Genomic DNA, 23189 nt, shown 5'->3' with positions numbered 1-23189 from the left:
CAGGACGCCCCCCACAACCGTGAGGCAATCACCGTGATCAAGTCCCTGAACCATTTACCGCACCCCCATGAAAATGCGCAGGTGCTGGCGAGTCACTTTACCGATCTGGCGCCCCCCCTGAGTGCCCGCCAAGCCGTACTGGAGAGCTCGCGCTGCCTGTATTGCTACGACGCACCCTGTGTCAATGCGTGCCCCAGCGACATCGATATCCCTTCGTTTATTCGCAATATCCAGCAGGAAAACGTCCAGGGCGCTGCGCAGAAGATTCTCTCGGCCAACATCCTCGGCGGCAGTTGTGCCCGGGTTTGCCCTACCGAGGTGCTGTGCCAACAAGCCTGTGTGCGCAATAACAGCCAGGAATGCGCCCCGGTGCTGATCGGTTTGTTACAGCGTTATGCGGTCGATAATGGGCAGTTCAGCGAGCACCCCTTCACGCGGGCTGCACCCACGGGCAAGCGCATCGCCGTGGTCGGTGCCGGCCCTGCCGGTCTGGCCTGCGCCCATCGCCTGGCGCTGCACGGCCATGAGGTGGTGATTTTCGAAGCTCGGGAAAAATCCGGCGGGCTCAATGAGTACGGGATTGCCAAGTACAAACTGGTGGATGACTTCGCCCAGCGCGAAGTGGAATTCGTCTTGCAGATCGGCGGCATCGAGGTGCGCCACGGTCAGCGCCTGGGCGACAACCTGACCTTGAGCGAACTGCATCAGCAATTTGATTCAGTTTTTCTGGGGTTGGGACTGGCCGCCAGCCGGTTGCTCGGCCTGCCCAACGAAGATGCACCGGGACTGCTGGCCGCCACTGACTACATCCGCGAGCTGCGCCAAAGCGATGACCTGACCCAACTCCCCCTGGCAGAACGTTGCATTGTGCTGGGCGCGGGCAATACCGCGATCGACATGGCCGTGCAGATGGCCCGCCTGGGTGCCCGCGAGGTCAGTCTGGTGTATCGCCGGGGGCTCGAAGACATGGGCGCCACCGGGCACGAACAGGACATTGCCAAGGCCAATCAAGTGCGGCTGATGACCTGGGCCCAGCCACAAGAGGTGTTGCTGGATGAGCAGGGCCGCGTACGCGGCATGCGCTTTGCCCGCACCCGCCTTGAGGAAGGGCGCCTGGTGAGTACCGGTGAAAGCTTCGAACTGGCGGCTGACGCGGTGTTCAAGGCTATCGGCCAGACCTTTGATGATGAAGCCTTGGGCGATCCCCTGGCGCAGAAGCTTAAACGGGTGGGGGACCGGATTGAGGTGGACGAGCACCTGCGCACCAGCATTCCCGGAGTCTATGCCGGGGGCGATTGCACCTCCCTGGGGCAGGACCTGACCGTACAGGCCGTGCAACACGGCAAGCTGGCCGCAGAAGCCATGCATGCCCAACTCATGCTTGATCAGGAGGCTGCGTAAATGGCCGATCTCTCGATTGTTTTCGCCGGTATCAAAGCGCCCAACCCTTTTTGGCTGGCGTCTGCGCCACCCACCGACAAGGCCTACAACGTAGTGCGCGCCTATGAGGCCGGCTGGGGTGGGGTGGTCTGGAAAACCTTGGGGGAAGACCCGGCGGCGGTCAACGTATCGTCGCGCTACTCGGCGCATTTCGGGCCTAACCGTGAAGTCATGGGCATCAACAATATCGAGTTGATCACCGACCGCTCCCTCGAAATCAACTTGCGGGAAATCACTCAGATCAAAAAGGACTGGCCGGACCGTGCCTTGATCGTGTCCCTGATGGTGCCCTGCGAAGAGGCGTCATGGAAATTCATCCTGCCGCTGGTGGAAGCCACAGGGGCCGATGGCATTGAGCTGAATTTCGGCTGCCCCCACGGCATGCCGGAGCGCGGCATGGGCGCGGCGGTGGGCCAGGTGCCCGAGTACGTAGAAATGGTCACGCGCTGGTGCAAGACCTATTGCTCGTTGCCGGTCATCGTCAAGCTGACGCCCAACATTACCGACGTGCGCCTCAGCGCCCGCGCAGCCCATCGTGGTGGTGCCGATGCGGTGTCGTTGATCAACACCATCAACTCGATCACCAGCGTCGACCTGGAGCGTATGGTTGCGTTGCCGATGGTGGGCAACCAAAGCACACACGGCGGTTATTGCGGTTCGGCGGTCAAGCCGATTGCTCTGAATATGGTGGCCGAAATTGCCCGCGACCCGCTGACCAAGGGCTTGCCTATTTGTGGGATCGGCGGCATTGGCAGTTGGCGTGATGCAGCAGAGTTTATTGCTCTGGGCTGTGGGGCGGTTCAAGTCTGTACTGCGGCAATGCTCCACGGTTTTCGGATTGTGGACGAGATGAAAGATGGTTTGTCGCGCTGGATGGATAGTCAAGGCTACACCAGCCTGGACGATTTCTCTGGGCGCGCTGTAGGCAATACCACCGACTGGAAGTATCTGGACATAAATTATCAGGTCATTGCCAAAATCGATCAGGACGCCTGTATCGGCTGCGGGCGCTGCCATATTGCGTGCGAAGACACCTCGCACCAGGCCATCGCCAGCTTGAAACAGCCTGACGGTACACACCGCTATGAAGTGATCGAGGATGAGTGCGTGGGCTGCAACCTGTGTCAGATCACCTGCCCGGTCGAGGCCTGTATCGAGATGGTCCCGCACAACAACGGCCTGCCGTTTCTGGACTGGAACCATGATCCGCGTAACCCGTACTGCGTGGCTTCATAGTTAGCCCGTAGTCGCTGCCGAGGCACGAAGGCTGCGAGCTCTTGTCTTGCTGCCACTCAAACAAAAGGCTCGCAGCCTTCGTGCCTCGGCAGCGACTACAAACCAGGAGTTTCAAGGCTCCAGCCCGATCCCCCTCAGGATCACGCTCGTAACGGTCTGCAGCGCCCGCTCAAACTGAATGTCGGACAATGGCTGGTGATCGTTGATGATCATCACTTGATGGTCGAAGTCGGCGTAATGCTGGGTGGAAGCCCAGATCATGTACAGCAGGCTGGACGGCTCCACGGGCAGGATTCGCTTGTCCTGCACCCATTGACGAATTTTGGCTTCTTTCATCTTCGCCCAGTCATACAGACTGGCATCCAGCGCCAGGCCCAGAGTCGGAGCACCGTGGATCATTTCATTGGCCCAGACCTTCGAGCCATGGGGCCGTGTGCGCGAGTGGTTCATTTTGGCGCGGATATAGCTGCTGAGCACAAGCCGAGGGTCGTCGTAGGTTTCAAAACACAGCGCATCCTGCTTCCACACCTCGAGCAACCCCAGCAATACGGCACTGTAGAGCTCGGTTTTGGTACTGAAGTAGTAGTGCAGGTTTGAGCGTGGCAGCTGGACTTGCGCCGCAATGTCCGCCATTGCCGTTCCGGCAAATCCTTTTTCGGCAAAAATCTTTTCGGCCCCGAGGAGGATTTTTTCGACATTGCTACGCCGAATTTCGATCTTGTGATTGCTCATGCCTGGTGCCCTTGCCGTCGTGCTTCTTTGATGTACGCCGAATGAGCAAATATTTCCTGCACAAAGCGTCGAATAACGCCTACGGCAGCTACGCTTAGGCGAATACGCGACGCTGAACCCGTTTATTGGGCAGCGGGCAACTCGATCACATTGGTTTCAATACCGTCGAGTTTGGGCTTGAGTTTCATTTTTTCCTGGGCTTCAAGTGCTTGAGCCTCAGAAGTAAACGGCCCGATAAGGAAGTGCTGAACACCGCCATTCTCGAAAATGTAAGGAGTAAAACCGTTGTCAAGAAGCCTTCCAGTGGTGTCGGGAATTGTCGCTCTCTGGCCTTCAGTGATCTCGAGCGCCCATTGCGCAACAGGCGCCTGGACCACTGTTGCTTCAGAAGCTGCTTTAGCCCGCTGGATTTTATCGTTAGACTCCTGACCGCAAGCCGTCAAGGCCAATATTGCTGTCATCACGATGACTTTACGCACTGCGTTTCCCCTGTCTGTTTGAATGGGTAGATTTTATCACTGGGACAGCGGCCTTTGCTCTCCTTGAACAAATCCAAAACGCCCCAATTTATGGTTCATGCGCAAGAATTTTCCCCTTATAGGGAATCAAACATCTGGCCATGTCGTCTGTAATGAGCGGCGCATTTATACGCACTAAGCAGTATTCTGTAGTCATGACCGAAGCCGCACCGTCTCAGAGACGGGCCTTACAAAGCCATCAAGGAGAAAAAAATGCTGATACTCACCCGTAAAGTTGGTGAAAGCATAAACATCGGTGACGATATTACGATCACTATTTTAGGTGTCAGCGGACAACAGGTCAGAATCGGCATCAACGCGCCGAAAGATGTGGCCGTTCACCGTGAAGAAATTTACCAACGTATCCAGGCTGGATTGAATGCCCCTGAAAAAAACGATCAGCCGTAAGCCTGTGAGGTTTCAGCCCTAGGCTTGAGTGTCAGGGCTGCTCAGCCAGCCCTCCTCAAATCATCCGATACGTGCGCCTGCCAAAGCATCACCCCTCTTCCCTGCAGACCTCTCTCTTTGCCAAGAGATATGTCCTCTCGACTTGACCGTTTCAAGGTTAGCGACCACGCTCACTGCTCGCAGAAGGCTCACATCTGAACCACTGCGCGCCAGGGCGTTTGCGTTGTGACGCCTTGAGAAACTCCTCCTCAATTCAGCCCGTCACCGGGCTGGACCTGTACCGTCAAGGAATGAAAGACATGTCCGATTTAATCGTAGTGGGATTTTCAGACACCGAAAAAGCAGATCGCGCCCTCACCAAGATGGTCTCGCTGAGTAAAGAGCACCTGGTAGAGCTGGAAGATGCGGTCATTGTTGTGCGCAATGCCGAAGGCAAAATCCACATCAAGCAAAGCGTGAACCTGACAGCCATTGGGGCGACATCCGGCCTGGTCACCGGCGGCCTGTGGGGCGCATTGGTAGGTCTGCTGTTTCTAAACCCGCTGGCAGGTTTTGCCATCGGTGGCGCGCTGGGCGCTGGCACCGGCGCCCTCTCGGGCTCGCTGAGCGATTACGGGATTGATGACGATTTTATTAAGTCGCTGAGCGAAACGATCCCCAACGATTCCTCGGCCCTGTTCGTCCTGCTGCGCAAGTTCCAGCCTGAAAAAGTCCTGAAGGAACTGGAAGACTCGGACTTCAAGGGCAAGGTATTGCGCACTTCCCTGTCTCCTGAACAAGAGCAGAAGTTGCAGGACGCACTGTCCAAAACCACTTCCGGCGCCACTTTGACCAAAACGATTTAAACCTGCACCGCCCCATTCGACCGCGTTGCGCGGTCGAATGCTTGCCCCTCAGTTCAAACGCACTGCGGTGCCAGTGGCAAACACCACCAGCATCCCGCCTCGACCTGACGGCATGCTGATTTCAAAATCCAGTCCCACAATGGCATCGGCCCCCATGGCTCTTGCCCTGTCACGGATTTCATCCGTGACCTCTGCCCGCGCTTCCTTCAGGGCTCGCTCCAGCGTCTGAGAGCGCCCGCCAAAAAAGTCGCGCACGCCGGTAAAAAAATCTCGCACCACGTTGATCCCGTGAACCGACTCGGCGCTGACAACGCCCACGTATTCGGTAATTTTTCGGCCATCAATGCTATGAGTGGTGGTAATAATCATCAGCCCGCCCTTTTCCTTTTCTGTTTCAGAGACTTGAAAGGTTACCTTATCGCTGTCCTGATCACTGCTGCTACTGTAGCCAGAGTGAACGGCAGGCTCTTCTAAATACATGACCAAAGGCTACTATGCTTAAAGCAGATGAATCTAAAGACGTAAGAGTTGGGACGCCTCGCTCGGCAAATCTGCACTGCTGACATGAACTCAATGGCTGCGCCAAGCAACTTTTCGACCCCGCTCAAGGAAGCCCGCAATGGTCCAAAGACAAGTCATCAACGCTTCAGTCAGCCCTAAGGGCAGCCTGGAAACACTCTCTCAACGCGAAGTACAACAGCTGAGCGAAGTTGGCTCAGGCACCAGCTACACGCTGTTTCGCCAGTGCGTTCTGGCTATTCTGAACACCGGCGCTCACGTCGATAACGCAAAAACCATCCTTGAAGCCTACCTGGACTTCGAGGTTCGAATTCATCAGCAAGACCGTGGCGTGCGCCTTGAACTGTTAAACGCTCCCGCCGATGCGTTTGTCGATGGCGAAATGATCGCCAGTACACGTGAAATGCTGTTCAGCGCCCTGCGCGATATCGTCTATACCCAGAGCGGTCTCGACAGCCCGCGTATCGACCTGAGCAGTTCGGCCGGCATCACCGACTACGTGTTCCACCTGCTGCGCAACGCCCGCACGCTGCGTCCGGGCGTCGAGCCAAAAATCGTGGTGTGCTGGGGTGGTCACTCGATCAACACCGAAGAGTACAAGTACACCAAGAAGGTGGGCCACGAACTGGGGCTGCGCAGCCTGGATATCTGTACCGGCTGCGGTCCCGGCGTGATGAAGGGCCCGATGAAGGGCGCCACTATTTCCCACGCCAAACAACGCCTGACAGGTGGCCGTTATTTGGGGCTTACCGAGCCGGGCATCATTGCAGCCGAAGCGCCGAACCCTATCGTCAACGAACTGGTGATCCTGCCGGATATCGAAAAGCGTCTTGAAGCCTTTGTCCGCGTTGGCCACGGCGTGATCATTTTCCCGGGCGGAGCCGGGACCGCCGAAGAGTTCCTGTACCTGCTCGGGATTCTGATGCACCCGGAAAACAGCGATGTGCCGTTCCCGGTGATTTTGACAGGCCCCAAAGAAGCCGCACCCTACCTGCAGCAACTCCATGAGTTTGTCGGGGCGACCCTGGGTGAAGAAGCCCAAGAGCACTACCAGATCATCATCGACAACCCGGCCGAAGTTGCGCGGCAAATGACTGCCGGGCTCAAGGCGGTGAAGCAGTTCCGTCGCGAGCGCAATGACGCATTCCACTTCAACTGGCTACTGAAAATCGATGAAGGATTTCAGCGTCCGTTCGACCCGACCCACGCCAACATGGCCAGCCTGCAACTGCGCCGCGACATGCCGCCCCACGAACTGGCAATCAATCTGCGCCAGGCTTTTTCCGGGATTGTGTCGGGTAACGTCAAAGAGAAAGGTATCCACCTGATCGAGCAGTATGGCCCGTACGAAATCCACGGCGACGCGGCCATCATGAAGCCGCTGGATAAACTGCTGCAGGCATTTGTCGAGCAACACCGAATGAAACTGCCAGGCGGTGCGGCCTATGAGCCGTGCTATCGAGTCGTAAGCTAACACCCATCCTCAAGGGCTTGCCAAGCGAACGCGGAGTGTCATCACGCACATCGCCTGGCCTGCCCGCAGAGGGATCACTTCAAGGGTGCATATTTTTTCACGGCCTCAATCCAGGCAGGATCCAGCGGGGTCTGCTCGGGGTCGATACCCAGCGCTTCAAGGCGCGCCTTGTGCAGATCCATCTCGAGAACCATCTGGCTCAACGCACTGGAGTTGGCGTCCAGCTGGTACATCTGGCTCACCCCAAGATGATAAAAACGCAGCAACTTCATCGCCGCACTATCCCCAGCCATCACCCCTGCCGTTACGTGATGCATGACGTTGGTCACTTTCATCAGGCTGCGCTTGAGCTGCCAGCCGTACGCGGCAGGCCGCATCCAGGGCTGTGACCAGAAGAGGTAGCGCACCAGCACAATGGTCGTGATCAGGGCGACAATGACTCCCGCCAGGTTCAAGCGAAAATTATCGCCGCCGGCAACGCCCAGCACCATGACCGCCAGCCCGGACAACAGCAACGACAGCGCGACAAACGTCAGCACGATGTACAGGGTGCTACGCCGGGTTTGCTGGCGATAAATCTCGGGGTTCATCGGCTGTAATTCAAACATCACTGATCTATGACTCCAACATGGCTAAGGGCAAAGTGCGCGGGCATTATGGACCGATATCGCTGTGTGGCTGACTGAAATAAAACCGGTCAGGCCGTCTGCAATAAACTCAGTGCCTGGCGGTACAGCGCAACACGATGCACCTGGCCATTGAGCCCGCCATTGATAGCCTTCGTGACCAGCTCGAAGTCATCCCCGTCCGCCAGGGCATTTACGTTGCGCGAGTTCCAGTACCAGCCTGCGGACTCAACTGCCCAGTGCCACTCCTGCAATTGTTGCGGGGTGGCCAGTAATCGTTCATCGCCGAACAGTCCAAGGCTGCATTGTTGATAGTTGCTCTTGCCCGTGACCTGGATCAGCCCCCGACCACGATACCGCCAGCCATCTCCCGACGCCTCGGAGCCATTGCCCAGGCGGTCACTGTAGACCCGGTTGGCAATTGCTTCTGGCCTGCGATGCAGTTTCTGCGCGTCACTATTGGGCAGCCGCCGAGCACGGCCGCCGTCCATTACGGTGAGGTATTGGCCAGCCGAATTTTTCTGCGCGAAACGTGAACCCCAGGTCGCGGCCAGACCATCAGCGCTGTAATTGAGGTTTTCGACAAGGACGGTGAAACCTGCACTTTCATGCCCGACCTGAGCTAAAAAGGCGGCCATGCGCCTGGGAGTATTGATCTGCCGCTGGCGAGTCATCGCCTGTAAAAAAGGCATATACACATCAACAAATGCAGCGCTTTTTGGAAAAACCTGCAACATGATTTCACGGGTCAACATGGCTACTTACTCTTAATAAATGAAATTAAAAGTGAACCATTTAAAACTTTTACAGCCTGCCAAATAACTACCACAAGACCAGGGCTACACCTTTTTCAGAACACACCTACAGCTCCATAATATGGCGGATGAAAAGTTCGCATACTTCACAGTTTTACACTCAATAACCGTCCTCAACCAATGACGGGGACCACTCGCCGCGGCTTGACCGACTTATAGGAAAAGCTCGAATAAATCTCCTTGACCGCAGGCAAGGCTTGCAGGACCTCACGGGCAAATTCGCCGAAGGACTCCAGGTCTTTGGCCACAACTTCCAACAAAAAGTCATAACGCCCCGAAACGTTGTGACAGGCAATGATTTCAGGGATTTCCAGCAAGCGCTGCTCAAAATTCCTGGCCACCTCTTGTGAATGGGACTCCATCATCACGCTGACAAAAGCCGTGACTCCGTAACCCAGTTCCTTGGGCGAAAGAACAGCCTGATAACCCGTAATAATCCCGCTTTCTTCCAGTATTTTTACCCGACGCCAACAGGGCGACGTCGTCAGCGAAACGCTCTCGGCCAACTCGGCGACGGTGAGTCGGGCATTACCTTGCAGTGCAGCGAGAAGGGCTTTATCCGTTCGATCCAGAGTTGTTGGCATGTTGTGCCTCTAAATATAACTTTGACTGGGTTTTGTTCTAATCCATTCAGTATTTGCAGGTAAATTTGGAATTTTCCACGTCTATTTAAAGCATAGCATTGTAGGAAATATCGGAGAGTTCAGCATGAACGATAAAAACAACAACTTCGGCTTTTCTACCCGCGCAATCCACCACGGCTACAACGCACTGGAGAACCACGGTGCACTGATCCCCCCTGTTTACCTGACGTCGACCTTTGCTTTTGCATCGGTGGAATACGGAGCGGCCTGTTTTGCCGGTGAAGAGAACGGGCATTTCTATACCCGTATTTCCAACCCGACCCTGGCCCTGCTTGAGTCGCGCATGGCGGCGCTGGAAAACGGCGAAGCGGGCGTGGCATTCAGCTCCGGCATGGGGGCGATTGCGGCAACGTTCTGGACCTTGCTCAGGCCCGGCGATGAAATCATCGTCAACCGCACGCTGTATGGCTGCACGTTTGCGCTGCTGCATCACGGCATCGGAGAGTTCGGGGTCGTGGTCAAGCACGTGGACATGTCCAACCCGGCCGACCTCGAAGCGGCCATCAGCCCTGCAACGCGCATGATCTACTTTGAAACCCCGGCCAACCCGAACATGCAACTGGTGGACATCGCTGCGGTTTCAACCATCGCCCATGCACACAACGACCTGCTCGTGGTGATCGACAACACCTACTGCACCCCGTACTTGCAGCGCCCCCTGGAAATGGGGGCAGACGTAGTGGTGCACTCGGCCACCAAGTACCTGAGCGGGCACAGCGATATCACCGCAGGGATGGTGGTCACCCGCCAACACCTGGCCGACCGGATTCGCCTGCAGGGACTGAAGGACCTGACGGGTGCGGTCCTGTCGCCCAATGATGCGCACCTGCTGATGCGCGGCATCAAAACCCTGGCGTTGCGCATGGAGCGCCATTGCAGCAGTGCCCAGGTCATCGCGCAGATGTTGGAGGATCACCCCGCCGTGGAATGGGTTGCCTACCCCGGCCTGCCCTCTTTCCCACAATACGCCCTGGCATCCCGGCAAATGAAACTGCCGGGGGGCATGATTGCCTTTGAACTCAAAGGTGGTATGGCCGCAGGTCAGCGGTTCATGAATGCCCTGCAACTGTTCAGCCGTGCAGTCAGCCTGGGCGGCGCCGAATCGCTGGCGCAGCATCCCGCGAGCATGACCCACTCCACTTACACCCTTGAAGAGCGGGCACGACACGGTATTTCCGAGGGGCTGGTACGACTGGCCGTGGGGCTTGAGGATGTTGCCGATCTGCTGGCGGATATAGAGCAGGCGCTGCAGGTGCGAGGGTGAGTCTGTTGGTTTGAGGGAATGACATCGCGAGCAAGCCCGCTCCCACAAGTTCGGTTCAATAACCTGTGGCCGCGGGCTTGCTCGCGATTCAGGCAACCCGCTGCGGTTGATCGCCCGCTTCACGCACAGGCAGCAACTGGGCAATACCGAACACGATCTCCATCGCCGTCACCACCAGAATCAGATAACTGGCTCCCTGGCTCACGGCATACACCTGCCACACCGCGAACAGCACCCTGGCGATTACATCGTAATGGCCTACCCGCTGGCTGGCATGACGCACACGCCATAACGACCACACCACCACGACACTGCCCAGCAGGTTGGCCAGCATCATCGGCATGGCATCCAGCGGGGCAAACCCCCGCTCCAGCCCCAGTTGCGCAGACAGGCTGGCAAGCAGAGACAGCACGATTGCAGCCGTCCAGGGCGTCATCAGGGCGCTGGTGACTACCAGGTCATACCAGGCACTGGCGCGGACAATTTTCAGGTTCATTCTTGAGTCGATCATTACGTTCCCTCACTATCGGAAACGCAAGGCTAAACCCTGGACCTAAGTCCAGAGTCAACACTCATGAGGGAACACGATGAAAATTGGCCAGGTCGCCAGATTGACCGGAACCAGCCCGGACGCCTTGCGTTTTTACGAAGAAAAAGGGCTTATCGGCTCAACCCGCAGCGCCAACGGCTATCGCTGCTATGCCCCTGAGACGGTGCAGTTGGTGGGGTACATCAAGATGGCGCAGCAACTGGGTTTTTCGCTGGCCGAAATCGGCGAAAACCTGCCCATGCTGTGGACGTCGACAGAGACGCCGGTACAGGTGCTGGCCGAGATTTTTACCCAGAAGTTGCAGGCTATTGATCAACGCATCGAGCAGTTGCAGCACCTCAGGAGTGCCCTGGCCGAGCGGGCAAAACAGGTGTGCCCGCTGATGCCGGCGAAGCGTGCCGGTTAACCCGGCGGAATTGTCGCCAAAATGCCGATACCGATGGTCAGCACCAAAAAGCCGCCCAAAAACCATGCCATTTTGTTCATGAAATTCCCCGTCAAACGTTCGTAATAAAACAGGCGCAGAACATCAGCCGACCACACGCGAGTGTTGCTGTGTACTCACGTCCTCGTCTGTCTCGAAAGGTTGACGGGAATTTTGCGCCGCAATCTGCATACATAACAGTCGCAGATAACGCAAAAAAATACGGATCAGATGCCGGGTAAAACAAAGTGTTCAGGGACAACGCTGCGTTGATACTCGGCAACCACAGCCTGACTGAGGCTCACCACCGCTTCATTCAATTCCAGCCCCGCCCCTGCCCGCCAGCTGGCGTACACCGCAAAGCCCGGTGCAGTTTCGATTCCCAGGGCGATCATCGCGCCGCTTTGCAGCTCGCGGCTGACCAGCACCGGTGGCAAGGCACCAATACCGAACCCGTCGGCCACCAGCTTGATAATGGCCGCCACCGAATTGATGCAACTGATGCGCGGGGCCGCAATGTCGTGCTGATGCAAAAAATTGAGCATGTCCTGATGTGGCCGTGACAGGCGAGAGAAGGTCAGCAGCCGCTCCTGACACAAATCAGCCAGGCTCTCGTAGTTGCGATCCAGGGCAGCATCCTTGGCAACGATCCAGCTCAGGGGATAACTGGCCAACTTCACATTGCGTACGCCATCGGCGCGCAGCAGGTCTGTTTGAAAGATCAGATCCAGCTGCCCCTTGAGCAGTTGCTCATTCAGGTTCAGCGCCGTATCGGCCGTCAATTCGACCTCGACCTGCGGGTAATCGCGGCTCAGCGCGCTGATCAGATCCCCCAGCCAACTGTGGATGACGGTGTCCATCACCCCGATACGCAAGCGCCCGGCGAAGCTGTCTGCCTGCCCCAGGGATTGAAACAGGCGCTGCTGGGTGGCCAGCATTTCCTCGGCGTAACCCAGCACTTGATGGCCTTCACGGGTCAGATTGACCCCACGGGAATCGCGCTGAAACAACTGCACGCCAAGCTCGGTTTCGAGGACTGAAATGCGACTCGATATGGCCGCCTGGGTGCTTGAGAGTTTTTCGGCCGTGAGTCGAAAGCTGCCAAGGCGCGCCACCCAGACGAATGTCAGAAGAAATCGCATGTTCATTTAGGACGCCTCACCCAATCAAAACCAGGGCCGTACTGTAAACCCTTGCCGCAGCCGCAAGCCAGTCGGCTTAAGTCGGTGATTGGTAAAACTTTTTTGTTCAGTGGTGACAACTTTTATTGACTGGACGCACAACCCAAAGCCACCAACCATATCGGCCAATGACGCTCATCGGGCGTCAAAAATAAAAAAACACGCTGAGTCCGGCAGCGTACCGATTTTTCGAAAGTGTGCCTGACCGCTTTCGACTTGCTCTCACCAGCCTGCCCTGGTGCAGCGGCAATCAGCTAAAGGGATTCCCCCCTCATGCAAACCGTCGTAAATCTATGGCCCTTGATTGGCGTGTTCGTCATCATCATTGGCTTTGTGCTGCGCTTCAATCCACTGCTGGTGGTCAGCGCGGCAGCCATCGTCACCGGCCTTGCCGCCAACTTCCCGCTGGAAAAAATCATCAGCGAAATGGGTGAAGGCTTCCTGCAAACCCGTGCCCTGCAATTGATTCTGCTGTTGCCTCTGGCCGTGATCGGCCTGCTCGAACGCCACGGGTTGCGCCTGCATGCGCAAAACTGGATCGCCAGCTTCCAGCGCGCCACCGTCGGGCGTCTGCTGATCATGTATCTGTTTGTGCGCGAAACCACGGCCGCAGTAGGCCTGACCAGTCTGGGCGGGCATCCGCAAATGGTCCGTCCGCTGCTGGCACCGATGGCCGAGGGCGCCGCTGAAAACAAGTACGGCAAGCTGCCTGCCCCGGTACGGCAAAAAGTCCTGGCCATGTGCGCGGCCACCGACAACATCGGCTTGTTCTTTGGCGAAGACGTGTTTGTCGCCTTTGGTGCAATCGCACTGATGCACACCTTCCTGCTGGGTTCGGGGCTTGATGTCGAGCAGCTGCACATTGCGTTCTGGGGCATCCCGACCGCCATTTGTGCCTTTATCGTGCACGCACTGCGCCTGTACCGCTTCGACCTGATGCTGTCACGCAGCATGGACGAAGTTGCCCGCGAAGAAGCTGACGCAACCCGGGAGCTGGCACGATGATTATCTCTATCGAGTACTTCTACTGGCTGGCCGGTGTGCTGTTGATGATCACCGCGGGCATGATCGTGTGTGACCGTACCCACCCGAAACGCTGGACCAGCGGTCTGTTCTGGGCGTTGTTCGCCTTGGTGTTTCTGATTGGCGATCGTCTGTCACCGTTTGTGGTCGGCGTTGGCGTTCTGGTCATGGCCGCCATTGCAGGCATCGGTGGCGTAGGCCGTGGCACTCACGCCGAGCTGCATATCAAGGCTGCGCGGGCCAGTGCCGGGCGCCTGGGCCACAAACTGTTCATTCCGGCCCTGTCGATTCCGCTGGTGACTGTGATTGGTTCCATCCTGCTGAAAAACACCCAGATCGGTGGCGTGCCGCTGCTCGACCCAAAAAACACCACGTTCGTGTCACTGGGCATCGGCTGCATGGTGGCACTGGTCCTGGCGTGCATCCTGACCCGCGACACTCCGCTGCAAGGCTTGCGTGAATCACGACGCCTGACCGAAGCCCTGGGCTGGACCATGGTGTTGCCGCAAATGCTGGCCATGCTTGGCCTGCTATTTAACGACGCAGGTGTGGGCACCGCTGTTGCCCATATCACCACCGCGTACATCAACATGGATTATCGCCTGGTTGCGGTGATGGTCTACGTCCTGGGCATGGCGCTGTTTACCGTGATCATGGGCAACGGTTTTGCCGCATTCCCGGTGATGACCGGCGGTGTCGGCGTACCGGTACTGGTGGGCATCTACGATGCAAACCCGGCGGTCATGGCTGCAATCGGCATGTTTTCCGGCTACTGCGGCACCCTGATGACGCCGATGGCGGCCAACTTCAATATCGTGCCCGTTGCCCTGCTGGAACTGCCGGACAAATACGCCGTGATCAAGGCGCAAATGCCCACCGCGCTGATGATGCTGGTGGTCAATATCGTGCTTCTTTACGTGCTGATGTGAGGACTGTATGCGCACTGTACTGCTGACCGGCTTCGAACCGTTCGACCAAGACACCGTAAACCCGTCCTGGGAGGCCGTGCGCCTTCTGGACGGTACCTCCCATGGCGATGTGCGCATCGTCGGCCGCCAGTTGCCCTGCGCGTTTGCTCTGGCACCCGCACGGCTGCACCAGTTGCTGGAAGAGTTTGAGCCAGAACTGGTGATCGCAGTCGGGCTGGGGCCCGGCCGCGCTGACATCTGCATCGAGCGGGTGGCAATCAACATCAACGACGCCCGCATTCCCGATAACCTGGGCGCGCAGCCAATCGACACACCCGTGGTACCGGACGGCCCGGCCGCCTACTTCAGCACCCTGCCCATCAAGGCAATGGTTCGGGCGTTAAAGGAGGCTGGCATTGCGTCTTCGGTGTCGCACACGGCGGGCACCTTTGTCTGCAATCAGGTGTTCTATTGCCTGCAACATGCACTGGCCGGGTCTGCGGTGCGCGCAGGGTTTATCCATGTGCCTGCACTGCCGGAACAGGCGGAGCAATGCGGCGGGCCATCCATGGCACTCTCAATCCAGACCGAGGGGCTGCGCATCGCGGTGATCACGGCGCTGGACACCTTCCACGATGTACGGGAATGCGGCGGTCAGATCAGCTGACAACCCTCAAAACCCCGGCACGATCTGGCCTTTGTAACGGGTCAGAATGAACTCGCGCACTTGCGGCGAGTTCAGTGCCCGGGCCAGTTTCTGGATGGCCGGGCTTTGAATGTTGTCCGGGCGTGCCACCAGATACTCGACGTACAGATCCTTGCCCTTCTCCACAATCAACGCACTGTTGGTGTCGATGCCCGCTTCCAGGGCGTAGTTGGCAAACACAAACGCCAGATCAACCTGATTCACCGACCTCGCCAGCAAAGCGCCTTCCAGTTCGCGGATTTTCAGGTGCTTGGGGTTCTCGGCAATATCCCGGGTCGTCGACAGGGTGTTGCCCGGATCCTTGAGTTTGATCAGCCCTGCCTCATCCAGCAGCACCAGGGCACGGCCCGCATTGACCGGGTCGTTGGGGATGGCCACCGACGCACCGTCCTTCAACTCGGAGATCTGTTTGATCTTCGTCGAATAAGCGCCGAAAGGCTCGATGTGCACACCAATCACTGGCACCAGATCGGTGTGACGGGTCTTGTTGAACTCATCCAGGAACGGTCGATACTGGTAGTAGTTGGCGTCGATATTCTTCTCGGCCAGTTGCACGTTTGGCTGGATAAAGTCGCTGAATACCTTGATATCCAGATCAACGCCTTGCTTGGCCAGCTCGGGCTTAACGAACTCAAGAATCTCGGCGTGGGGCACCGGACTGGCACCCACCACCAGCTTTTCACCGGCGTGAGCCGTGAGGGCAGCAAAAACAGCCGCAAGGGCAACAAGCTTTTTCATGGCAGAACTCCGAACAATATAAATGGGCCGTCTCAGCGACGGCTGTAGTGCAGAACCAGACGGTCACCGCTGACTTGCAGGCCCTGAACCAGCAGGACCAGCAGCGCCACAGTGATCACCATCACGTCAGTCTGAAAACGCTGATAGCCGAAACGAATCGCCAGATCCCCCAGCCCGCCGCCACCGATCACCCCCGCCATCGCGGTGCAGTCGACCAGAACAATGGCGGTAACGGTGATAGCCGCGATCAGCCCGCCGCGCGCTTCGGGCAACAAGGTGTGCCGCACCACTTGCCAGGTACTGGCGCCCATTGCCTGGGTGGCCTCCACCACCCCGTGGTCGACCTCGCGCAGGGCGGTTTCAACCAGCCGTGCAAAGAACGGCGTGCAACCCACCACCAACGGTGGAATGGCCCCCTTCACTCCCAAAGAGGTGCCCATGAGAAAAGCGGTCAGGGGGATCAGCGCAATCAGCAAAATAATGAACGGCAGGGAGCGGAACATGTTCACCAGCATCGACAGCACCCGGTACACACCGGGTTTGGCGTGAAGTTGCTGTTTGCCGGTCAGGAACATCAAGACCCCCAGGGGCATGCCCAGCAGAGCGGTAAAAACCAGCGCCACGCCAAGCATGCTCAGCGTGGCAATGCAGGCCTGGCCGATTTCCGGCCAGTTGAGGCTGACCAGCAGCTCGACCATGCTCATGACCAGTCGTGACGTGGAGGGTTGATCCCGTTCAGCAGCCAGTTACCCACCACGTGGTACTTCCAGCGCACCGGGTCATGCAGGGTATGTACGCGAGCATTGCGCCAGTGACGGTCGTGGTTATGGCGGGCCAGCGAAGAGCGCGTACCGCCCAGTTCAAACAGGCGGGTACTGGCTTCCAGGGCAATTTCGGTGGTCAGTACCTTGGCCTTGGCCACCGCCACGGAGGCACGCGCCACACCGTCTTCATCGGGTGCCGCGCGTACGCTGTCCATCACTTTGCCTGCGCGTTCGAGCAAGGCTTCAGAGGCATCCAGCTGGATGCTCAGCCGGCCGATCTGGATGATGGTCAGTGGATCATCACTGGCCTTTTCCAGCCCCGAGTCGATCCAGGGCCTGGCGTGTTCGCGGACAAAAACCAGAGTGTCGCGCAACGCCGCACGGGCAATCCCGGCGTCAATGGCGGCCGTGGTGATCTGGGCAAAGGGACCGGCCAGGGTCGGGTTTTCATAGGAGCGGTAGGTTTTGAAGACATTGAACCCGGGCACCCGCAGATCCTGCACCAGCACCGTGCCACTGGCGGTGTTGCGCTGGCCGATGCTCGACCAGTCATCCACCACAGTGAGCCCCGGGCTGTTGCGCGGCACAAAGGCCAGATGCGCCCTGTCTTCGTCATCCAGCGCCAGCACACCCAGCCAGTGAGCATACAAAGAGCCGGTGCAGTAACCCTTGCGACCGTTGACAAGCACCTCATCGCCGTCACGGACAAAGCGCGTCTGGATGTCCTGCACCGTCTTGCCGCCGGTCTCCGAGATGGCATTGGCAAAACGATTGCCCTTGAGCGCCAGGTCAAAAAAGAAAGCCTTTTGTTCTGGCGTCCCTTGCAGGCGGATATCTTCGAGCAGGCAGTAATGGTTCTGCGGGATCTGCCCGAGGGAAGCATCCGCAGCGGAAATAATGGTGATCACTTCGGCCAGCGTGGCGTATGACACCTGCGCACCGCCGTACTCCCCGGGCACGGTGATGCCCCACAAGCCACTGTTGGAGAACACATCCACCACCTCGGCAGGCACCTGGCGCAGCCGATCACGTTCAGCGTCACCCTCCAGCAGAAACGCCGCGACTTTATGGGCGACGTCGATGGCTTCAGCATCCGTGCGGATGACATGGGCATTGGCAACAGAAAGGGGGTACGGGGCATCGGCAGGGGCGTACGACATGGACTTCTCACTCGTTACTCATAATGGGTCGCCAGCAGGAGCGACCGTTAAATGGGTGAGAGCAGAAACCATGCCATCTATTTTCTATATAAAAATCAATTGCTTACAAAAAACCAGAAACATCCGGAGTTGCCAGGGCAACAGTCTGTGTTGCAACTGTTGCCTGGCCAACACCCTTGGCGGGGTCAATGCCCGACCACCACCGCGCCTGCTTGTCGCTGGCCTTTGGGAAAACCGTGGGTGCGGGCACTGAACACGATCCATAACCCCGCCAGCAACAGCGCCAGCAATACCCAGGGAAAGACGCCGACCCCGACCTGGTCGAGCAATACACCACCGGTTAATGCCCCGGCGGCAATGGCGCTGTTCCAGACCACGACGTTCATCGACAGCGCCACATCGGCGCCCTCGCCTGCGGCATCGGCCAAGGCTGTTTGAAGCAGAGTGGCGGCACCGCCAAAGGACAATCCCCAAACGAAGATACCGGCGTACACGACAACCACCGACTGTGAGAAAAGCCCGAACAGCAGGGAGATCGCGGCAAACGTCGCCAGGCTTGCCAGCACGGCGTTGCGCAAATGCCGGTCCACCAGCCGCCCGGTCATCCAGATCCCGACCAGTGCAGCCAGCCCGAAGACCAGCAACACAATGTCGACCTCATTGCCCAGGCCCGCAGATGCCACGAAAGGAGCGATGTAGGTGTAGAGCATGTTGTGCGCAAGCATCCAGGTCAGCACCACAGCGAGCACCGGACGCACCCCCGGCGTGAACAGAACCCGGCGCAGGCCGATGCGTTGCGAGGCGGTCTGCCCCGGATAATCTGGCACTTTGACCACCACCCAGACAATCAGCACCAGCGTCAGGATCGACATCAGGCCAAATGCCGTGCGCCAACCCACCAGTGCCCCCAGCCAGGTGCCCAGCGGCACCCCCAGTGACAACGCGATCGGGGTGCCTACCATTGCCACCGCCATGGCCCTGCCCTGCAGGTCCGGCGCGACCATGCGCCGTGCATAACCCGCCAGCAGGCTCCAGGCCAACCCGGCTGATGCGCCGGCAAAAAAGCGTGCAATCAGGGTCACGCCATAGTGTGAAGACCATGCGGTAATCGAATTGAACAGCAGAAAACCGACAATCGTCAGCAGCAGTACATTGCGCCGCCGCCAGCCCTGGGTCGCAATGGTGAGCGGGATCGCAGCCAGTAAGGACCCCAGCGCGTAGACCGTAACCATCTGACCCGCCAGGGCCGATGACACCTCAAGTCCACTGCTTATCTGCGGCAACAGGCCTGCGGGTAATGTCTCGGTGACGATGCAGATAAACCCGGTCATGGCGAGCGCCAGCAGCGCGCCCAGGGGTAATCGTTCAGTGGTGTTTTGCTCTGATGCCATGAGTGCTCTGACCTGCCAAGTTATGTATCGATAGGTACAAATGTAGAGGCGGGAAAAATATTGGTCAACGACTTTTGTATCGAATAGTATTTATATCTCGTAACGAAGGAGACTCAAATGGCACAGATGGGACGCCCGCGTACATTTGACCGGGACGCGGCTATCACGCAGGCCATGCACCTGTTCTGGGAGCACGGCTACGATTCAACATCCCTTAGCCAGCTCAAGGCGAATATTGGCTCTGGCATTTCTGCACCCAGTTTCTATGCGGCTTTCGGTTCCAAGGAAGCCTTGTTCAAAGAGGTGATGGAGCGCTATCTGAACAGTCACGGCAAAGTGACCGAAAGCTTGTTCGATCCCCAGTTGCCTGCACGCGAGGCCATCGAAAGAACGTTGCGCAGTTCCGCAAAAATGCAGTGCGGGACCGATCACCCACGGGGTTGTCTGGTTGCGCTCGGTCTGATGAGTGCATGCTCACCTCAGACCTTGGCCATATGCGCGCCGCTGGCCCAGGCTCGCGCCCGTAACCGTGCCGGATTCATTGCCTGCGTTGAGCGTGGCATCAGTACCGGCGAGCTATCGGCACACATCGACCCGATTGCACTGGCCACAGGATTCGAGAGCTTTTTGCTGGGACTGACCACCCTCGCCCGCGACGGCGTGCCCCATTCGGTAATGGATGCTGCAATCACTCAGATCATGGGCATGTGGGAGGCCGCGCGAGCCTGAGGTATGAGCAATGGTTATCGCCCAATCCACATTCGTCATTGGGCAGCCTCTTCGACAAAAACTACAGTGGCCGCCTGAAGGAGCCTGAGGGTTCCCTTTTGAGAGACCTGCGGCGCGAATACCTGATTCGCAGCTGGCACAAAAATCTTGTAGCACTGGCCTGAAGGGACATTGATATGACACGCATCACCGGACAGAACTTTATTGGCGGACACCGCAGCGGTGCTGGCACCGTGCACCTGCAAAGCGTGGATGCCAGCACCGGCGAAGCGTTGCCCTACCACTTTATCCAGGCCACCGAATCCGAAGTGGATGCCGCTGTCAGTGCGGCCAGCGCCGCGTTTCCAGCTTTTCGCAGCTTGCCCGCCACCCGACGGGCCGAGTTCCTGGAGGCCATTGCCGAAGAAATTGACGGGCTGGGCGACGATTTCATCGCCATTGTCTGCCGCGAGACTGCCTTGCCAGCCGCGCGCATCCAGGGCGAGCGTGGGCGCACCAGCGGGCAAATGCGCCTGTTTGCCAACGTGCTGCGCCGTGGTGATTTTTACGGCGCGCGCATCGATCAGGCGCTGCCTGATCGCCAGCCTTTGCCCCGTGCAGATCTGCGTCAGTGCCGAATGGGCGTAGGGCCGGTGGCCGTGTTCGGGGCCAGTAACTTCCCGCTGGCCTTCTCCACGGCTGGCGGTGATACCGCTTCGGCACTCGCGGCCGGTTGCCCGGTGGTGTTCAAGGCTCACAGCGGGCACATGGCAACCGCTGAATGGGTGGCGCTTGCCATCGTGCGCGCCGCCGAGCGCACCGGCATGCCTGGCGGTGTGTTCAACATGATCTACGGTGCGGGGGTGGGCGCTGTGCTGGTCAAGCATCCGGCGATTCACGCTGTCGGCTTTACCGGTTCCCTGTCCGGAGGCCGTGCCCTGTGCGACATGGCCGCAGCAAGACCCCAGCCGATCCCGGTTTTTGCCGAGATGTCGAGCATCAACCCGGTGCTGGTCTTGCCTCAGGCGCTGCTTGCCCGCGGCGAGCAGATTGCACGGGAGCTGGGCGGTTCGGTGATGCTGGGCGCAGGCCAGTTCTGCACCAGCCCGGGCCTGGTGCTGGGTATCCGCTCACCCGGGTTCAGTGCCTTTGTCCAGGCACTCAGCCAGTTCTTCAACGCTCAGGCCCCGCAGACACTGCTCAATGCCGGGGGCCTGGTCAGTTACAGCAAAGGTATCCAGCGCCTGGCAGGGGTCGATGGTATCCGCCACCTTGCAGGCGCGCCGCAACAAGGCAATCAGGCCAGCCCGCAGTTGTTCCAGGCCAATGCCAGCCTGCTGATCGATGGCGCCGAGGTGTTGCAGGAAGAGGTCTTCGGACCGACCACCCTGGTGGTCGAAGTAGCGGACAAGGCGCAGTTGATGCAGGCATTGCATAGCTTGCATGGCCAACTGACCGCCACGCTGATTGCCGAGCCCGCTGACTTGCAGGCGTTCGCCGAGGTCGTGCCGGTGCTTGAACACAAGGCCGGACGGTTACTGCTCAACGGTTACCCGACCGGCGTCGAGGTGTGCGATGCGATGGTTCACGGCGGGCCTTATCCGGCGACATCCGATGCCCGTGGCACGTCGGTGGGCACGCTGGCCATCGACCGCTTCCTGCGCCCGGTGTGCTACCAGAACTATCCGGACAGCCTTTTGCCGGACGCGCTTAAAAATGCCAACCCGCTGGGTATCCAGCGCTTGCTTGACGGCAAACACAGCCGCGACGCACTGGCCAGCTGATCTGCGCGGGCCCCGTAATGGGGCCCTGCGTACAGGTCCGTCAGGCAATGTAATTTCATCTAAAGATCAATTTGTAGTCGCTGACGAGGTACGAGGCTGCGATAAGGACCGCAGGGCCTTCAAAAGCCGGGACCACTTCGCGGTCCATCGCAGCCTCGTACCTCGTACCTCGTCAGCGACTACAACACGTAGCTCCGCGATATCAGGCAGTGCGGACCCAGGTGATTTCTGCCCTCAGGCCGCCGCGCATTATTAAACCCCCTCAAACTTGAACGCCGGAGTGACCTGAAAGCGGCTTGAGACCTCCCCGGAGTAAATGGTGCTTTGGTCCGGGCCCAGGTTCAGCTTTTTGACGGCGCCCGTTGCCTTTGAAAAATCGACCTTGTTCAAGTCCACCCAAAACGTGTTCGGGGTGACGGCCGATTCGAAAAAGTACAACCCCTGCTTGTGATCGATCACGGAGCGCCAGCGGGTCGAGGATATGTTCGGCTCGCCGGGCGTGGTAATGCCGTACGGTACTGAAACGTTGCGGATCACGCTGAATACGCTGGCCAGTGACAAGCGCGCGTCCTGATTCTTTGGCACCGCATTGACGTAAAAAGACGCCCGGGCAAAACGGTCTGCAGAACGATTGGTGCCGGGGAGCATCACCGTCCCGCCAATGGATTGCCAATACGCATTCATTGCCAACTGCGCATCGAACGCCGGGGAGTTGGTCATGACCTGATAGCTGCGGTCGTGGTGAATCACTTGCTTGCCATCGATAAACTCAATGATCGCACTGTCACCCGAGGCATCGGACATTGAGAGGTGCAGCGTTGCCAAACGACTTTCACCCGGCACATTGGCAGTGACAACGGTGAAGGGTTCGGTCTTGAGTACATCGACCGCTTCGGCAACGGTGCTGAAGTTGTCCAGTACATACTGGGCCCAGGCAGAAATGCTCAACCCGGGTTTGTCTTTATTGACCGGCGGATATTCAGACTCCACCAGCCACAGCAGGTTTGCCGACAACCCGGCTTCGTTGACCCCGTCAGTGGTTGAAATGTCATAGCCCGTGGCAATCACACTGCCGTATTTGGACGTCCACTTCAGCGAACCCGGCCCTGCCTCCCCGGTGCGCTGCATACCCTGGGGGAAGATCCACAGATTGGTTGCCACGTCTGTCTTCCAGTCCATGGACCGCGCCGTGATCACCGTGTCGTTGTCACCCAGATAAACCAGACGGGTGCAGGCATTGGCGACCGGCAACGCGAGCATGAAGCCTGCCAGTGCCAACGTCAGATGTTGGGTGTGTTTGAGCAACTTCATTCACTTGAATCCTCAATAAG

Annotated in this window: 26 protein-coding genes; 12 read left to right on the top strand and 14 right to left on the bottom strand. The window is 58.3% G+C overall.

The window, feature by feature from the left end; translation table 11 throughout:
• The first annotated feature begins 33 nt into the window (after nucleotides 1-33).
• Nucleotides 34-1401 carry an NAD(P)-dependent oxidoreductase gene (locus AC19YQ_RS15075; protein WP_500595424.1) on the top strand — a complete coding sequence of 456 codons (1368 nt, stop codon included), beginning with the start codon at nucleotides 34-36 and terminating at the stop codon, nucleotides 1399-1401.
• Entirely contained in the window at nucleotides 1402-2676 is a 1275-nt protein-coding gene (gene preA, locus AC19YQ_RS15070; protein ID WP_500595423.1) for an NAD-dependent dihydropyrimidine dehydrogenase subunit PreA, read from the top strand.
• A 111-nt stretch (nucleotides 2677-2787) separates the two neighbouring features.
• Here the strand turns inward: preA and AC19YQ_RS15065 are convergent, their stop codons facing one another.
• Together AC19YQ_RS15065 and AC19YQ_RS15060 are read right to left on the bottom strand one after the other, a co-directional pair.
• Entirely contained in the window at nucleotides 2788-3408 is a 621-nt protein-coding gene (locus AC19YQ_RS15065) for a TetR/AcrR family transcriptional regulator (RefSeq protein ID WP_133078216.1), read from the bottom strand.
• Nucleotides 3409-3530: 122 nt separating this feature from the next.
• Nucleotides 3531-3887 carry a hypothetical protein gene (locus AC19YQ_RS15060; protein WP_133078215.1) on the bottom strand — a complete coding sequence of 119 codons (357 nt, stop codon included), beginning with the start codon at nucleotides 3885-3887 and terminating at the stop codon, nucleotides 3531-3533.
• Between the two features lie 252 nt (nucleotides 3888-4139).
• On the opposite strand from AC19YQ_RS15060, the gene csrA reads away from it, so the two are divergent.
• Nucleotides 4140-4334, top strand: a complete 195-nt coding sequence (gene csrA, locus AC19YQ_RS15055; protein WP_019828915.1) for a carbon storage regulator CsrA — start codon at nucleotides 4140-4142, stop codon at nucleotides 4332-4334.
• A gap of 299 nt (nucleotides 4335-4633) precedes the next feature.
• Nucleotides 4634-5179 (top strand): DUF1269 domain-containing protein, encoded by a 546-nt coding sequence (locus AC19YQ_RS15050; RefSeq protein ID WP_133078214.1) that lies wholly within the window; start codon nucleotides 4634-4636, stop codon nucleotides 5177-5179.
• 48 nt (nucleotides 5180-5227) lie between these two features.
• On the opposite strand, the gene AC19YQ_RS15045 is transcribed toward AC19YQ_RS15050, so the two are convergent.
• On the bottom strand, nucleotides 5228-5548 hold the full coding sequence (locus tag AC19YQ_RS15045; protein ID WP_133078213.1) for a YbjQ family protein: 321 nt from the start codon (nucleotides 5546-5548) through the stop codon (nucleotides 5228-5230).
• 250 nt (nucleotides 5549-5798) lie between these two features.
• On the opposite strand from AC19YQ_RS15045, the gene ppnN reads away from it, so the two are divergent.
• Complete coding sequence (gene ppnN / locus AC19YQ_RS15040) at nucleotides 5799-7172, top strand: nucleotide 5'-monophosphate nucleosidase PpnN (RefSeq protein ID WP_133078212.1); 1374 nt, start codon at nucleotides 5799-5801, stop codon at nucleotides 7170-7172.
• Between the two features lie 74 nt (nucleotides 7173-7246).
• On the opposite strand, the gene AC19YQ_RS15035 is transcribed toward ppnN, so the two are convergent.
• The 3 genes from AC19YQ_RS15035 to AC19YQ_RS15025 form a co-directional block, all read right to left on the bottom strand.
• The gene (locus tag AC19YQ_RS15035) at nucleotides 7247-7780 is read right to left on the bottom strand and encodes a DUF3087 family protein (protein ID WP_500595422.1); all 534 of its coding nucleotides are present in this window, start codon (nucleotides 7778-7780) and stop codon (nucleotides 7247-7249) included.
• A gap of 89 nt (nucleotides 7781-7869) precedes the next feature.
• On the bottom strand, nucleotides 7870-8553 hold the full coding sequence (locus AC19YQ_RS15030) for a glycoside hydrolase family 19 protein (protein WP_500595421.1): 684 nt from the start codon (nucleotides 8551-8553) through the stop codon (nucleotides 7870-7872).
• Nucleotides 8554-8726: 173 nt separating this feature from the next.
• On the bottom strand, nucleotides 8727-9197 hold the full coding sequence (locus AC19YQ_RS15025) for an Lrp/AsnC family transcriptional regulator (protein WP_133078209.1): 471 nt from the start codon (nucleotides 9195-9197) through the stop codon (nucleotides 8727-8729).
• Between the two features lie 124 nt (nucleotides 9198-9321).
• Here AC19YQ_RS15025 and AC19YQ_RS15020 point away from each other — a divergent pair, with 124 nt between their 5' ends.
• Nucleotides 9322-10521, top strand: coding sequence for a methionine gamma-lyase (locus tag AC19YQ_RS15020; RefSeq protein ID WP_500595420.1), 1200 nt, complete (start codon nucleotides 9322-9324; stop codon nucleotides 10519-10521).
• A gap of 88 nt (nucleotides 10522-10609) precedes the next feature.
• On the opposite strand, the gene AC19YQ_RS15015 is transcribed toward AC19YQ_RS15020, so the two are convergent.
• Nucleotides 10610-11032: a hypothetical protein gene (locus AC19YQ_RS15015; protein WP_326398217.1), complete on the bottom strand. Its 423-nt coding sequence runs from the start codon at nucleotides 11030-11032 to the stop codon at nucleotides 10610-10612.
• Nucleotides 11033-11108: 76 nt separating this feature from the next.
• On the opposite strand from AC19YQ_RS15015, the gene AC19YQ_RS15010 reads away from it, so the two are divergent.
• On the top strand, nucleotides 11109-11477 hold the full coding sequence (locus tag AC19YQ_RS15010) for a MerR family transcriptional regulator (RefSeq protein WP_339477825.1): 369 nt from the start codon (nucleotides 11109-11111) through the stop codon (nucleotides 11475-11477).
• Here AC19YQ_RS15010 and AC19YQ_RS15005 read toward each other — a convergent pair.
• Nucleotides 11474-11614: a hypothetical protein gene (locus tag AC19YQ_RS15005; RefSeq protein ID WP_019828905.1), complete on the bottom strand. Its 141-nt coding sequence runs from the start codon at nucleotides 11612-11614 to the stop codon at nucleotides 11474-11476. The two genes, AC19YQ_RS15010 and AC19YQ_RS15005, sit on opposite strands and share 4 nt — an antisense overlap.
• 108 nt (nucleotides 11615-11722) lie before the next feature.
• On the bottom strand, nucleotides 11723-12643 hold the full coding sequence (locus AC19YQ_RS15000; protein WP_133078207.1) for a LysR family transcriptional regulator: 921 nt from the start codon (nucleotides 12641-12643) through the stop codon (nucleotides 11723-11725).
• A 306-nt stretch (nucleotides 12644-12949) separates the two neighbouring features.
• Here AC19YQ_RS15000 and AC19YQ_RS14995 point away from each other — a divergent pair, with 306 nt between their 5' ends.
• Genes AC19YQ_RS14995 through pcp form a run of 3 tightly spaced genes read left to right on the top strand, consistent with a single transcriptional unit; the run spans nucleotide 12950 to nucleotide 15274 of the window.
• Nucleotides 12950-13681, top strand: coding sequence for a DUF969 domain-containing protein (locus AC19YQ_RS14995; protein WP_500595419.1), 732 nt, complete (start codon nucleotides 12950-12952; stop codon nucleotides 13679-13681).
• The gene (locus tag AC19YQ_RS14990; RefSeq protein ID WP_500595418.1) at nucleotides 13678-14628 is read left to right on the top strand and encodes a DUF979 domain-containing protein; all 951 of its coding nucleotides are present in this window, start codon (nucleotides 13678-13680) and stop codon (nucleotides 14626-14628) included. Before AC19YQ_RS14995 ends, AC19YQ_RS14990 begins: the two co-directional genes overlap by 4 nt.
• A 7-nt stretch (nucleotides 14629-14635) precedes the next feature.
• Nucleotides 14636-15274 (top strand): pyroglutamyl-peptidase I, encoded by a 639-nt coding sequence (gene pcp / locus AC19YQ_RS14985; protein WP_500595417.1) that lies wholly within the window; start codon nucleotides 14636-14638, stop codon nucleotides 15272-15274.
• Between the two features lie 6 nt (nucleotides 15275-15280).
• On the opposite strand, the gene AC19YQ_RS14980 is transcribed toward pcp, so the two are convergent.
• The 4 genes from AC19YQ_RS14980 to AC19YQ_RS14965 all read right to left on the bottom strand — a co-directional run bounded on the left by AC19YQ_RS14980 (nucleotide 15281) and on the right by AC19YQ_RS14965 (nucleotide 19366).
• A complete protein-coding gene (locus AC19YQ_RS14980) occupies nucleotides 15281-16051 on the bottom strand; it encodes a MetQ/NlpA family ABC transporter substrate-binding protein (protein WP_339477832.1) in 771 nt (256 codons plus the stop codon).
• 32 nt (nucleotides 16052-16083) lie between these two features.
• On the bottom strand, nucleotides 16084-16749 hold the full coding sequence (locus tag AC19YQ_RS14975) for a methionine ABC transporter permease (RefSeq protein ID WP_500595440.1): 666 nt from the start codon (nucleotides 16747-16749) through the stop codon (nucleotides 16084-16086).
• A gap of 2 nt (nucleotides 16750-16751) precedes the next feature.
• A complete protein-coding gene (locus AC19YQ_RS14970; RefSeq protein WP_133078202.1) occupies nucleotides 16752-17975 on the bottom strand; it encodes an SfnB family sulfur acquisition oxidoreductase in 1224 nt (407 codons plus the stop codon).
• A 185-nt stretch (nucleotides 17976-18160) separates the two neighbouring features.
• Nucleotides 18161-19366 (bottom strand): MFS transporter, encoded by a 1206-nt coding sequence (locus AC19YQ_RS14965; RefSeq protein WP_500595416.1) that lies wholly within the window; start codon nucleotides 19364-19366, stop codon nucleotides 18161-18163.
• A gap of 117 nt (nucleotides 19367-19483) precedes the next feature.
• On the opposite strand from AC19YQ_RS14965, the gene AC19YQ_RS14960 reads away from it, so the two are divergent.
• Together AC19YQ_RS14960 and AC19YQ_RS14955 are read left to right on the top strand one after the other, a co-directional pair.
• Entirely contained in the window at nucleotides 19484-20095 is a 612-nt protein-coding gene (locus AC19YQ_RS14960) for a TetR/AcrR family transcriptional regulator (protein WP_500595415.1), read from the top strand.
• Between the two features lie 176 nt (nucleotides 20096-20271).
• A complete protein-coding gene (locus tag AC19YQ_RS14955) occupies nucleotides 20272-21858 on the top strand; it encodes an aldehyde dehydrogenase (NADP(+)) (protein ID WP_500595414.1) in 1587 nt (528 codons plus the stop codon).
• 252 nt (nucleotides 21859-22110) lie between these two features.
• On the opposite strand, the gene AC19YQ_RS14950 is transcribed toward AC19YQ_RS14955, so the two are convergent.
• Complete coding sequence (locus tag AC19YQ_RS14950; protein WP_500595413.1) at nucleotides 22111-23169, bottom strand: linear amide C-N hydrolase; 1059 nt, start codon at nucleotides 23167-23169, stop codon at nucleotides 22111-22113.
• Between the last annotated feature and the right edge of the window lie 20 nt (nucleotides 23170-23189).

It is taken from the genome of Pseudomonas sp. MF06569, assembly GCF_059862735.1.
Note: the sequence above shows the minus strand (reverse complement) of the source record. Positions and strands in the feature narration are given on the sequence as shown.